General features: G+C 55.1%; 13 protein-coding genes and 1 other annotated feature. Of the genes, 10 read left to right on the forward strand and 3 right to left on the reverse strand.

The features are described 5' to 3' along the window. Positions 1-2: 2 nt before the first annotated feature. The 7 genes from yjjY to PGR79_RS16655 all read left to right on the forward strand — a co-directional run bounded on the left by yjjY (position 3) and on the right by PGR79_RS16655 (position 6,758). Positions 3-143, forward strand: coding sequence for a protein YjjY (gene yjjY, locus PGR79_RS16625; RefSeq protein ID WP_001541509.1), 141 nt, complete (start codon positions 3-5; stop codon positions 141-143). 395 nt (positions 144-538) lie between these two features. Next, a complete protein-coding gene (locus tag PGR79_RS16630; RefSeq protein ID WP_213317877.1) occupies positions 539-1,225 on the forward strand; it encodes a tRNA/rRNA methyltransferase in 687 nt (228 codons plus the stop codon). A 210-nt stretch (positions 1,226-1,435) separates the two neighbouring features. Then, on the forward strand, positions 1,436-1,504 hold the full coding sequence (gene thrL, locus PGR79_RS16635) for a thr operon leader peptide (RefSeq protein WP_004222578.1): 69 nt from the start codon (positions 1,436-1,438) through the stop codon (positions 1,502-1,504). After that, positions 1,443-1,561: a sequence feature (Thr leader region), on the forward strand. Its footprint overlaps the gene before it by 62 nt. 25 nt (positions 1,562-1,586) lie before the next feature. Continuing rightward, positions 1,587-4,049 carry a bifunctional aspartate kinase/homoserine dehydrogenase I gene (gene thrA, locus PGR79_RS16640; RefSeq protein WP_087858203.1) on the forward strand — a complete coding sequence of 821 codons (2,463 nt, stop codon included), beginning with the start codon at positions 1,587-1,589 and terminating at the stop codon, positions 4,047-4,049. A gap of 1 nt (position 4,050) precedes the next feature. After that, positions 4,051-4,980, forward strand: a complete 930-nt coding sequence (thrB, locus tag PGR79_RS16645; protein WP_020079659.1) for a homoserine kinase — start codon at positions 4,051-4,053, stop codon at positions 4,978-4,980. Positions 4,981-4,983: 3 nt separating this feature from the next. Beyond that, positions 4,984-6,264 (forward strand): threonine synthase, encoded by a 1,281-nt coding sequence (gene thrC, locus PGR79_RS16650; protein WP_430922077.1) that lies wholly within the window; start codon positions 4,984-4,986, stop codon positions 6,262-6,264. A 194-nt stretch (positions 6,265-6,458) separates the two neighbouring features. Continuing rightward, positions 6,459-6,758, forward strand: coding sequence for a DUF2502 domain-containing protein (locus tag PGR79_RS16655; protein ID WP_087858200.1), 300 nt, complete (start codon positions 6,459-6,461; stop codon positions 6,756-6,758). Between the two features lie 39 nt (positions 6,759-6,797). Here the strand turns inward: PGR79_RS16655 and yaaA are convergent, their stop codons facing one another. Next, positions 6,798-7,571, reverse strand: coding sequence for a peroxide stress protein YaaA (gene yaaA / locus PGR79_RS16660; RefSeq protein WP_087858199.1), 774 nt, complete (start codon positions 7,569-7,571; stop codon positions 6,798-6,800). A 77-nt stretch (positions 7,572-7,648) separates the two neighbouring features. After that, positions 7,649-9,079, reverse strand: coding sequence for an alanine/glycine:cation symporter family protein (locus PGR79_RS16665; protein ID WP_087858198.1), 1,431 nt, complete (start codon positions 9,077-9,079; stop codon positions 7,649-7,651). 202 nt (positions 9,080-9,281) lie between these two features. Between PGR79_RS16665 and tal the strand changes: the two genes are divergently transcribed. The 3 genes from tal (at position 9,282) to PGR79_RS16680 (ending at position 12,351) form a co-directional block, all read left to right on the forward strand. Beyond that, on the forward strand, positions 9,282-10,235 hold the full coding sequence (tal, locus tag PGR79_RS16670) for a transaldolase (RefSeq protein ID WP_015368356.1): 954 nt from the start codon (positions 9,282-9,284) through the stop codon (positions 10,233-10,235). 110 nt (positions 10,236-10,345) lie between these two features. Continuing rightward, entirely contained in the window at positions 10,346-10,933 is a 588-nt protein-coding gene (mog, locus tag PGR79_RS16675; RefSeq protein WP_047078005.1) for a molybdopterin adenylyltransferase, read from the forward strand. A 113-nt stretch (positions 10,934-11,046) separates the two neighbouring features. Further along, entirely contained in the window at positions 11,047-12,351 is a 1,305-nt protein-coding gene (locus PGR79_RS16680; RefSeq protein ID WP_087858197.1) for an MFS transporter, read from the forward strand. 40 nt (positions 12,352-12,391) lie between these two features. Here the strand turns inward: PGR79_RS16680 and satP are convergent, their stop codons facing one another. Then, positions 12,392-12,958 (reverse strand): acetate uptake transporter, encoded by a 567-nt coding sequence (gene satP, locus PGR79_RS16685; RefSeq protein ID WP_045395854.1) that lies wholly within the window; start codon positions 12,956-12,958, stop codon positions 12,392-12,394. Between the last annotated feature and the right edge of the window lie 250 nt (positions 12,959-13,208).

Raw genomic sequence — 13,208 nt, forward strand, 5'->3', positions numbered from 1 at the left:
ACATGACTAAAGTACGTAATTGCGTTCTTGATGCACTTTCCATCAACGTCAACAACATCATTAGCTTGGTCGTGGGTACTTTCCCTCTGGACCCGACGGTGTCAAAAACGGCTGTCATCCTAACCATTTTAACAGCAACATAACAGGCTAAGAGAGGCCGAACACCCAATAAAACTACGCTTCGTTGACATATATCAAGTTCAATTGTAGCACGTTAACAGTCTTGTGAAATCATTGCATCGATTTGCGAATTATCGTCACATTTCTTACACAGCTCAATTAGTTGCAGCTATGAATTAATAAATGCAATGAATCCAAAGTCTGTGGACGAATGAAAACTGAAATATCATTGCCAAACATATGGATAAATGCGTTCTGTTAACATACTCCGTATTGGTGTCCAATGTGAACAGTTTAGTTTTTTTTAAGAGTAATAAAGCCCATTTTTAGTGATTTTTGTTGCAAATTTGTAAATTTTCGCCGCGTAAAATGAGGGCGACCGCAGATTAGCGCCGCGTAAGAGGATAAGAGAAGCACAATGCGTTTATCGATTATTTTGGTGGCCCCCGCGAGGGCGGAAAACGTCGGCGCGGCGGCGCGGGCGATGAAAACCATGGGATTCAGCGAATTGCGGATTGTCGATAGCGAGGCGCATCTGCAGCCCGCCGCGCGCTGGGTGGCGCATGGTTCGGGAGATATTTTAGATAATATAAAAACCTACCCGACGCTTGAGCAGGCTTTGCACGATGTCGACTTTACCATCGCTACCACCGCCCGTAACCGCGCGCGTTTTCACTACTACGCCACGCCGCAGGAGTTACTGCCGCTGCTGGAAGAAAAAGCACAATGGATGAAGCATACGGCGCTGGTCTTTGGCCGTGAGGATTCCGGATTAACTAACGATGAACTGGCGCTGGCCGATGTGCTTACCGGCGTGCCGATGGTTGCCGATTATCCCTCCCTGAATCTTGGGCAATCGGTGATGGTGTATTGCTATCAACTGAGCTCACTACAGCAGCAGAGTGCTGTTCAGGCGCCTGAAACCGACGAAAAACAATTGCAGGCGCTACGCCAGCGGACGCTTTCGCTACTTGGACGGTTGGGGGTGGAGGACGACATCAAACTGGCCGACTGGCTACAGCAGCGTATTGGCCTCTTACAGCAGCGCGACACCGCCATGTTGCATCGATTGCTGCATGATATTGAAAAAAATCTACCTGAATAAAATCCTGCGATAAGTTTTTTTTATAGTTGAATATACTAATTTCAACGGCAACCGTCCGGCAATGCGGCGGAATTATCGGGGCGTTGTGGCGTAATGACGGTGTTGGCTAAAAAGTCGCCATTTTAGAAATTCGTTGACTTAAGCAGGCAGATACTTTAACCAATATAGACAGGACACAAGACAGATAAAAATACAGAGTACACAACATCCATGAATCGCATCGGCATGATTACCACCATTATCACCACCACCATTACCACAGGTAACGGTGCGGGCTGACGCGTACAGGAAACAACAGAAAAAAGCCCGCACCTGAACAGTGCGGGCTTTTTTTTTGACAAGAGATCAAGGGGTAAGAACCATGCGAGTGTTGAAGTTCGGCGGTACATCAGTGGCAAATGCAGAACGTTTTCTGCGGGTTGCCGATATCCTGGAGAGCAATGCCAGGCAGGGGCAGGTTGCGACCGTGCTGTCTGCCCCGGCGAAAATCACCAACCATCTGGTCGCGATGATTGAAAAAACCATCAGCGGTCAGGACGCTCTGACCAATATCGCCGACGCCGAACGTATCTTTGCCGACCTGCTGCAGGGGCTGGCCGACATTCAGCCTGGCTTTCCGCTCGCACAACTGAAAACTTTCGTAGACCAGGAATTCGCGCAGATTAAACACGTGCTGCACGGTATCAGTCTGTTGGGCCAGTGCCCGGACGGCGTTAACGCCTCGCTGATCTGCCGCGGTGAAAAGCTCTCTATCGCTATCATGGCGGCGCTGCTGGAAGCGCGCGGTCACAAGGTCAGCGTGATTAATCCGGTCGAAAAACTGCTGGCCGTCGGCCACTACCTTGAATCCACTGTCGATATTGCTGAATCTACTCGCCGTATCGCCGCCAGCCAAATCCCGGCAGACCACATGGTGCTGATGGCCGGCTTTACCGCCGGCAACGAAAAGGGTGAACTGGTGGTGCTGGGGCGTAATGGCTCTGATTACTCCGCTGCCGTGCTGGCCGCCTGTATGCGCGCCGACTGCTGCGAAATCTGGACCGACGTCGATGGCGTCTATACCTGCGACCCGCGTCAGGTACCGGATGCGCGGCTGCTGAAATCCATGTCGTATCAGGAAGCGATGGAACTCTCCTATTTCGGCGCTAAAGTGCTGCATCCGCGCACTATCGCCCCTATCGCCCAGTTCCAGATCCCATGCCTGATTAAAAATACCGGTAATCCGCAGGCGCCGGGGACGCTCATCGGCGCCAGCCTTGATGAAGACGGCCTGCCGGTAAAAGGGATCTCGAATCTCAACAATATGGCTATGTTCAACGTTTCCGGTCCGGGAATGAAAGGCATGGTCGGCATGGCTGCGCGCGTTTTCGCCACCATGTCTCGCGCCGGTATCTCTGTGGTGTTGATTACCCAATCTTCATCGGAATACAGCATCAGCTTCTGCGTGCCGCAAAGTGATTGCGCGCGGGCGAAGCGGGTGATGGAAGAAGAATTCTATCTCGAATTGAAAGAAGGACTGCTGGAGCCGCTGTCAATCATGGAGCGCCTGGCAATCATTTCCGTCGTGGGAGATGGGATGCGCACGCTGCGCGGCATCTCGGCGAAATTTTTCGCCGCGCTGGCGCGCGCCAATATTAATATCGTGGCGATTGCCCAAGGTTCTTCCGAGCGTTCAATCTCGGTGGTCGTCAGCAATGATGACGCGACCACTGGCGTGCGCGTCACGCATCAAATGCTGTTTAACACCGACCAGGTCATTGAAGTCTTCGTGATCGGCGTCGGCGGCGTGGGCGGCGCGTTAATCGAACAGATTAAACGCCAGCAGAGCTGGTTAAAGGGCAAGCATATCGATCTGCGCGTATGCGGCGTCGCCAATTCGCAGGCGCTGCTGACCAACGTCCATGGCTTGAATCTGGAAAACTGGCGTAGCGAACTCGCGGAAGCGAAAGAGCCCTTTAATCTGGGCCGTTTAATCCGCCTGGTGAAAGAGTATCACCTGCTGAACCCGGTTATCGTCGATTGTACCTCCAGCCAGGCGGTGGCCGATCAGTACGCTGACTTCCTGCGTGAAGGTTTCCATGTGGTGACGCCGAATAAAAAGGCCAACACCTCTTCGCTGGATTACTACCACCAGTTACGCCACGCCGCCAGCAGCTCACGACGTAAGTTTCTCTATGACACCAACGTTGGCGCGGGTCTGCCGGTCATTGAAAACCTGCAGAACCTGCTGAATGCCGGCGATGAACTGCTGCACTTCTCCGGTATCCTGTCTGGTTCGCTTTCATTCATTTTTGGTAAGCTGGATGAGGGTATGAGCCTCTCCGAAGCCACTAAACTGGCGCGCGAGATGGGCTATACCGAACCGGATCCGCGCGACGATCTTTCCGGCGTGGATGTGGCGCGCAAGCTGCTGATCCTTGCCCGCGAAACCGGGCGCGAACTGGAGCTCTCGGATATTATCGTTGAGCCTGCGCTGCCTGCCGACTTCGACGCCAGCGGCGATGTCGAAAGCTTTATGGCGCGCCTGCCGACGCTTGACGATCAATTCGCCTCGCGGGTTGCTAAAGCGCGCGACGAGGGTAAAGTCTTACGTTACGTCGGCAATATTGAAGAAGATGGCGTCTGCCGGGTGAAAATCGCTGAAGTGGACGGTAACGATCCGCTGTATAAGGTGAAAAACGGCGAGAACGCGCTGGCGTTTTACAGCCACTATTATCAGCCGCTGCCGCTGGTGCTGCGCGGCTATGGCGCGGGTAACGACGTCACCGCGGCTGGCGTGTTCGCCGACCTGTTGCGTACCCTGTCATGGAAGTTAGGAGTTTAAGATGGTCAAAGTATACGCCCCGGCTTCCAGTGCCAATATGAGCGTCGGGTTTGATGTGCTGGGAGCCGCGGTGACGCCGGTCGACGGCACGTTGCTGGGGGATAACGTCTCGGTAGAGGCGGCGGCGGAGTTCAGCCTGCGTAACGTAGGCCGCTTCGCCGGCAAATTACCCTCGGCGCCGCAGGAAAATATCGTTTATCAATGCTGGGAAGCCTTTTGCCGCGAGATCGGTAAAACGGTTCCGGTGGCGATGACCCTGGAAAAAAATATGCCGATTGGCTCGGGTCTTGGCTCCAGCGCCTGTTCGGTGGTCGCCGCGCTGGTGGCGATGAACGAACACTGCGGTAAGCCGCTGAATGAAAATCGGATGCTGGCGCTGATGGGCGAGATGGAAGGGCGCATTTCCGGCAGCGTTCACTATGATAACGTGGCGCCATGCTATCTTGGCGGTATGCAACTGATGATTGAAGAGCAAGGCATCATCAGCCAGCAGATCCCGGGCTTTGATGAATGGTTGTGGGTGCTGGCCTATCCGGGCATTAAGGTCTCTACCGCCGAAGCGCGCGCGATTCTTCCGGCGCAGTATCGCCGTCAGGATTGCATCGCCCACGGTCGCCATCTGGCAGGGTTTATTCACGCCTGCTATAGCCGTCAGCCGCAGCTGGCGGCAAAGTTAATGAAAGATGTTATTGCCGAACCGTACCGTACCAAACTGCTGCCGGGCTTCAGCGAAGCGCGTCAGGCGGCGATGGAAATCGGCGCGCAGGCTTGCGGTATTTCCGGCTCCGGCCCGACGCTATTCGCGTTGTGCGATAAACCGGACACCGCGCAGCGCGTCGCCGACTGGCTGGCCGCGCATTATCTGCAAAATCAGGAAGGCTTCGTTCATATTTGCCGGCTGGACACGGCGGGCGCTCGAGTAGTGGGATAAGTGATGAAACTGTATAACTTAAAAGATCATAACGAACAGGTCAGCTTTGCGCAGGCCGTGACGCAAGGGCTTGGCAAACAACAGGGGCTGTTCTTTCCGCACGATCTGCCGGAATTCAACCTGATCGAAATCGACGAAATGCTGGAACAGGATTTCGTAACCCGCAGCGCGAAAATCCTGTCGGCCTTTATTGGCGACGAGATCCCGCAGAATGAACTGCAATCCCGCGTTGCCGCGGCGTTCGCCTTCCCGGCGCCGGTCACTCAAGTACAGGATGATATCGGCTGTCTGGAGCTGTTCCATGGCCCTACGCTGGCGTTTAAAGACTTTGGTGGCCGTTTTATGGCTCAGATGCTGACGCATATTGCGGGCGATAAGCCGGTGACGATTCTGACCGCTACCTCCGGCGACACCGGCGCTGCCGTGGCGCACGCCTTCTACGGTCTGCCAAACGTCAAAGTGGTGATTCTCTACCCGCGCGGTAAGATCAGCCCGCTGCAGGAGAAGCTGTTCTGTACCCTGGGCGGCAACATCGAAACCGTGGCGATTGACGGCGATTTCGACGCCTGTCAGGCGCTGGTTAAGCAGGCGTTTGATGATGAAGAGCTGAAGGTTGCGCTCGGTCTCAACTCCGCCAACTCTATTAACATCAGCCGCTTGTTGGCGCAGATCTGCTACTACTTCGAGGCGGTCGCGCAGCTGCCGCAGGAAGCCCGTAATCAGCTGGTGGTGTCGGTGCCAAGCGGCAACTTCGGCGATCTTACCGCCGGCCTGCTGGCGAAATCGCTGGGGCTGCCGATTAAGCGTTTTATTGCCGCTACCAACGCCAATGACACCGTGCCGCGCTTCCTGCAGGATGGCAACTGGGCGCCGAAGGCGACGCAGGCGACCCTGTCTAACGCGATGGACGTCAGCCAACCGAACAACTGGCCGCGCGTGGAAGAGCTGTTCCGCCGCAAAATCTGGCGTCTTAATGAGCTGGGATACGCCGCGGTTGATGATGAAACCACCAAAGCAACCATGCGTGAACTGAAGTCCATCGGCTACACCTCTGAACCGCATGCGGCAATTGCTTATCGCGCGCTGCGCGACCAACTGCAGCCGGGCGAGTACGGGTTGTTCCTTGGTACCGCGCATCCGGCTAAATTCAAAGAGAGCGTAGAAGAGATTCTGCAGGAGACGCTGCCGTTGCCGAAAGAACTGGCCGACCGCGCCGACCTGCCGCTGCTGTCGCATAATCTACCGGCCGATTTCGCCGCGCTGCGTAAGCTGATGATGGGCTAGTATTGCTATTCTACCGTTCGTTGAACCGGGCTCCGCGCCCGGTTTTTTTACGCCCGAAAATGGAGAAATTGTGTATAACCGACCAATAAATGCGGAAGAGAATAAATTCGGATTGCGGAGAATAAACAGGATAGTTTTGCGGGGTTAATATTTCGTTATCGACCCATAATGGGGGCGAATAGAAGAGGTTACTTATGACGATGCTGAAACCTGTTTTGCTGGCGCTTTCTCTGCTGCTGGTCGCTCCTGCGTTGGTTCATGCAGATGAAATTACCCTGATCCCGGCGGTGAAGCTGCAAATCGGCGACCGGGATGATTATGGCCGCTACTGGGACGGCGATCGCTGGCGCGATCATGGCTGGTGGGCGAGCCATTATGACTGGCGCGACGATCGCTGGCGCCCGCATGATGATTATCGCCGCCACGATCGTGATGACGATGACGATCAAGGCCATCATGGTCATGGCCACGAGCGGCATCACCACGACGACTGATCGTTCTTGCCCCCGGCGCCAGGCTGGGGGCATTCAGGCTTACTGCTCGTGGCGTTTAAACACCAGTTCACCTTTCTCCGATGCCTGCGCATCAAAGAAATAGCCTTCGCTATCAAACTTCTGCAGCTGTTCCGGACGGGTTAAACGATTTTCTATGATGTAGCGGCTCATCAGGCCGCGCGCTTTTTTGGCATAGAAGCTGATCACCTTGAATTTGCCGTTTTTCTCATCGAGGAATACCGGCTTAATCAACTGTCCCTGCAATTTCTTCGGTTTTACCGATTTAAAATACTCATCGGATGCCAGATTGATAACGATATCGTCGCCCTGCGCCTGCAGCGCCTGATTGATCTTATCGGTAATGACATCGCCCCAGAAATGATACAAATCCTTGCCCTGCGAATTTTCCAGCTTAATGCCCATCTCCAGACGGTAGGGCTGCATCAGATCCAGCGGGCGCAATACGCCGTAAAGCCCGGAAAGCATACGCAGATGCTGCTGGGCGAAATCGAAATCCGCTTCGCTAAAGGTTTCGGCCTGCAGGCCGGTATAAACGTCGCCTTTGAACGCCAGTATCGCCTGACGGGCATTCTGCGGGGTAAAGTCCGGATGCCAGTCGTGAAAACGGGTGGCATTGAGGTCGGCCAGCTTATCGCTGATGCTCATCAGCTTACCGATTTGCGGCGCCGTCAGCTGACGGGCGATACCGATAAGCTGTTGAGAATACTCCAGGAGTTCGGGCTGGGTATAGCGAGTCGTTGCCAGCGGGCTTTGATAATCGAGCGTTTTTGCAGGTGAAATCAGAATCAGCATATCCAGTCCTTGCAGGGAATTTCGACGAATTTTAACAAAAAAAGCGCATGGTGGGATCGATTGCTGCGATTACCGCGCTATTCGCGCGGTATCTCATCCCAGGCGCCGGGCGCCAGATGTTGCTGAATTTCCGGATAGCGAGCGGGATCGAAGACCGGCTGCACGCCGAGTTTACGCTGGCGCAGATAATCGCTGGCGAGGATGCGTACCGTTGGCGAAAGCAGCAAAATCGCCGTTAAGTTAGTGATGGCCATTAACGCCATAATAATATCCGCCAGCTGCCAGACCACCGGCAAACTCACCAGGGTGCCTGCCATCACCATTAATACGGTGATAACCCGGAGCGTCCAGATATGCAGCGGCTTATTGAGCCGCAGGAAGATCAGATTATTTTCGGCATAAATATAATTGGCGACAATCGAACTGAAAGCGAAAAGCAGCAGCACCGTGGCGACCAGACCCGGCCCCCAGCTACCAATGAGATCGCCCATCGCGTGCTGCATGGTTTGAATACCGCTGACCACATTATCGCGGTTTTCGCGCGGCGCCAGCAGGATAATTACCGCGCTGGCCGTACAGATAACAATGGTATCTATAAAGACGCCAATCATCTGTACGATGCCCTGCGCCGCCGGATGCGGAGGCCATGAGGCCGCGGCTGCGGCGGCGTTTGGCGTTGAACCCATCCCCGCTTCGTTGGAAAACATCCCGCGCTGAAACCCGCCGGTAAGCGCCTGGCTAATGGTATAGCCCACCGCGCCCGCCGCCGCTTCCTGCCAGCCGAAAGCGCAGCGGAAGATGGTTTCAAAAACCGCCGGCAGGGCAGCGAAGTGCCAGAGGCCAATCAACAGGCTGGCGCCGACCCACAGCAGGGCCATCAGCGGGACAAACCACTGCATCAATCGCGCCACGCCGCGTAAACCGCGGACGATAATCAACAGCGTCGCGGCTGCCAGCGCGGCGCCGACGGCGACCATCGGTAAATCGAAAGCATAGGCCATGGCGTGCGCCACCGAGTTAGCCTGCACGGTATTGAAGATAACCCCATAGGCCAGCAGCAGCAGGATCGAGAAGACCACGCCCATCCAGCGCATCTCAAGTCCGCGGGCCATATACCACGCCGGGCCGCCGCGGAACTGGCCTGCGCTATCGCGCTCTTTGTACAGCTGGGCAAGCGAGCATTCGGCGAAGCTACTGGCCATGCCGAGTAGTGCGGAGACCCACATCCAGAACACGGCGCCGGGTCCGCCAGCGGCAATCGCTAACGCCACGCCCGCCAGGTTACCGCTGCCGACGCGAGCCGCCAGGCTGGTGCACAGCGCCTGAAAAGACGTTAATCCGCCGGGCTGCGGACGAAGGCTTTTTTTAAGACTTTTGCCAAACTGGCGAATATAACGGAACTGAATAAACTCCGTTCGCCAGGTGAACCAAATACCGGCGCCCAGTAACAGATAAATCATTACCGAGCCCCAAAGTATTTCATTGATAAACGAGAGAAAATCAGGCATTAAACGTCCTCTTGTCCATGCCGGCGCGCGGTGTAAGCGCTACCACTCCGGTGACAATCCTTTAGCATTCAGATAATTAATATGTCGAGTTTATCACACTCTGCGCTCTTGCATTGTCGGCGGTTGCGCTGACCCTATGGCGTGTTATCATCTTGGCAGACCGGTTACATCCCCTTAACTGCTGTTTAAGAGAAACACTATCATGACGGATAAATTGACTTCTCTGCGTCAGTACACCACTGTCGTAGCTGACACCGGAGATATCGCGGCAATGAAGCTGTATCAGCCTCAGGATGCCACCACCAACCCTTCTTTGATCCTCGGCGCGGCTCAGATCCCTGAGTACCGTAAGCTGATTGACGACGCTGTTGCCTGGGCTCGCGGCCAGAGCAGCGATCGCGCGCAGCAGATTATCGATGCTTCCGACAAACTGGCGGTGAACATCGGTCTCGAAATCCTTAAACTGATCCCGGGCCGTATTTCTACCGAAGTTGATGCCCGTCTGTCCTACGACACCGACGCCTCTATCGCGAAAGCGAAACGCCTGATCAAACTGTATAACGATGCCGGTATCGGCAACGATCGTATCCTGATCAAACTGGCTTCGACCTGGCAGGGCATTCGCGCCGCTGAGCAGCTGGAAAAAGAAGGCATCAACTGTAACCTGACCCTGCTGTTCTCCTTCGCTCAGGCTCGCGCTTGCGCTGAAGCGGGCGTCTTCCTGATTTCTCCGTTCGTTGGCCGTATCCTCGACTGGTACAAAGCGAACACGGATAAGAAAGAGTACGCGCCGGCAGAAGATCCGGGCGTGGTTTCCGTTAGCGAAATCTACGAGTACTACAAGCAGCACGGTTATGAAACCGTCGTGATGGGCGCAAGCTTCCGTAACGTTGGCGAAATCCTTGAGCTGGCCGGTTGTGACCGTCTGACCATCGCCCCTGCGCTGCTGAAAGAGCTGGCAGAAAGCGAAGGCGCTGTCGAACGTAAACTGGCGTTCAGCGGCGAAGTGAAAGCGCGTCCGGAACGCATTACTGAATCCCAGTTCCTGTGGCAGCACAACCAGGATCCGATGGCGGTAGACAAACTGGCGGAAGGTATCCGTAAGTTTGCCATCGACCAGGAAAAACTGGAAAAAATGATCGGCGACCTGCTGTAATCATCCCAGCGTGACCGGGCTACCGGTCACGCTACTTCTTTTGAATCCTGTCTGTAATTCTCTCCAGCGTGTATCATTCCGCTTAATTGCACTATTTGAACGGAATGAATATGAATAAATTACGCATCGGCTTAGTTTCTATTTCTGACCGCGCCTCCAGCGGCGTTTACCAGGACAAAGGTATTCCTGCGTTGGAAGAGTGGCTGTCGCGTGCGCTGACAACGCCCTTTGAACTACAGACACGCCTGATCCCTGATGAACAGCCCATCATTGAACAAACGTTGTGCGAGCTGGTTGACGAGATGGGCTGTCATCTGGTGTTAACCACCGGCGGCACCGGCCCGGCGCGCCGTGATGTGACTCCGGACGCAACTTTAGCGATTGCCGATCGCGTCATGCCCGGTTTCGGCGAGCAAATGCGTCAGGTTAGCCTACACTTTGTGCCGACGGCTATCCTATCCCGGCAGGTTGGCGTCATCCGCAAGCAGGCGCTGATCCTCAATCTGCCTGGCCAACCGAAAGCGATTCAGGAGACTCTTGAAGGAGTTAAAGACGCGGAAGGTAAGGTGCTGGTGCATGGTGTTTTTGCAAGTGTACCTTATTGTGTACAGTTGCTTGAGGGGCCGTATGTGGAGACGGAAGCCAGCGTTGTAGCAGCTTTTCGCCCGAAAAGCGCACGACGTGAAACTTTATCCTGAATTTAATGCATTGCTGATATAACCTGCATTGCCGGTGGTGTGCTGTTTTATTTACGGTATAGTGTTTTTTACTTTACACATTGCGTAATATTACTGCGGACGAAGCGCCAGTTATGTCACAACACACCCGAGCACTGAATCGACAGGATTATAAAACTCTGACGCTGGCCGCCCTCGGCGGGGCGCTGGAGTTTTATGACTTCATTATCTTTGTCTTCTTCGCCGCCGTCGTCGGCGAACTGTTCTTCCCCGCCGATATTCCGGAATGGCTACGTCAGGTACAGACCTTCGGTATTTTCGCCGCGGGTTATCTGGCGCGTCCTCTTGGCGGCATTATCATGGCCCATTTTGGCGACCTGGTCGGTCGCAAGAAAATGTTTACGCTTAGCATTCTGCTCATGGCGCTGCCGACGCTGGCGATCGGTCTGCTGCCGACTTATGCCTCGATGGGCATCGTTGCGCCGCTGCTATTACTGCTCATGCGTATTTTACAAGGGGCGGCGATTGGCGGCGAAGTGCCGGGCGCCTGGGTCTTTGTAGCCGAACATGTCCCGGAAAAACGCATCGGTATCGCCTGCGGCACCCTGACCGCGGGGTTGACCGTTGGGATCCTATTAGGTTCGGTGGTGGCGACGCTTATCAACACCAGCATGACGCCGCAGGGTATCCACGACGGCGGCTGGCGTATTCCTTTCCTGCTGGGCGGCGTTTTTGGCCTGGTGGCGATGTACCTGCGTCGTTGGCTACAGGAGACGCCGATATTTCTTGAGATGCAACAGCGCAAAGCGCTGGCGCAGGAGTTGCCGGTGAAGGCGGTGGCGCTTAAGCACCAGAAGGCCGTCATCGTTTCGATGTTGCTCACCTGGCTGCTTTCCGCCGGCGTGGTGGTAGTGATCCTGATGTCGCCGGTCTGGCTGCAAAAACATTATGGCTTTGCGCCGGCGATTACCCTGCAGGCCAATAGCATCGCCACGATTATGCTGTGTATCGGCTGTTTACTCGCCGGTCTGGCGGCAGACCGATTCGGCGCCAGCCGCACTTTTATTGTCGGTAGTCTGCTGTTGGCGGCCGCCAGTTGGGCCTTTTACCACCTTTCCGGCGCCAGCCCGCAGCGGCTGTTCCTGCTGTATGGCACGGTTGGATTGTGCGTCGGCGTGGTGGGGGCGGTACCTTACGTAATGGTGCGAGCCTTCCCGGCGGAAGTGCGTTTCACCGGCATCTCGTTTTCCTACAATCTGTCATACGCCATTTTCGGCGGCCTGACGCCGATTGCCGTCACCATGTTGATGGGGGTCTCGCCGATGGCGCCGGCCTGGTACGTACTGGCGCTGTCTCTGATGGGGCTGGGTTTAGGTATCTGGCTGCGTCAGGGGTTGACGACGCAGGCGGTTTTACCGCAAGGAGAACTGCAGCGTTAAATTTAACGCCGCCGCCCGGTTTGCGGGCGGCGGCAGGCCATTAGCGTGGTTCGCCAATCGGCAGAACGGTGCGCCCGAACTGCTCGTTCAACACTTCGCCCATCGCCAGGTAAATAGCGCTCGCGCCGCATACCAGGCCAATCCAGCCGGCAATTTTAACAATGCCTTCGTTATCGACCAGGTGGCCAATCGCCAGCAGCGCGAACAGCACCGTGAGGCTCAGGAAGACGAACTGCAGCATGCGCGCGGCTTTCAGCGTGCCGAAGAACATGAACAACGTAAAGATACCCCACAGGCCAAGATACATGCCCAGGAAATGCGGGTTCGGCGCATCAGCCAGACCCATTTTCGGCATCAGGAGGATCGCGACCAACGTCAGCCAGAAGGAGCCGTAGGACGTAAAAGCGGTTAAACCAAAGGTGTTGCCTTTTTTATACTCGAGCAGGCCGGCAAAAATTTGCGCAATGCCGCCGTAAAAAATGCCCATCGCCAGGATAGCTACATCGAATGCGAAAAGGCCGCTATTCGCCAGGTTAAGCAGAATAGTGGTCATGCCAAAGCCCATAAGGCCCAGCGGTGCCGGATTAGCCAACTTAGTGTTGCCCATAATTCCTCAAAATAATGATTAGAAAGGGAAGCATTACCCCGCCGCTTGCGGTGGGGCGCGGCATAATAATGAGGCGCGTGGTTACTGTCTATGATCTGGCGGGGTATTTTTCAGCAATTTACCTTACGCCGCGATAATCGCGAACTCTTCGCCGAACATGTGCGATATCCGATGAATATGTTCTTATTTACTATTTATGTTTTGTATGAGTTATGGCGACTATTTTGCCCGGCTGGCGTGTTGTTTACTC

Source organism: Klebsiella sp. 141161 (assembly GCF_050600815.1).
Lineage (GTDB): Bacteria > Pseudomonadota > Gammaproteobacteria > Enterobacterales > Enterobacteriaceae > Klebsiella > Klebsiella aerogenes.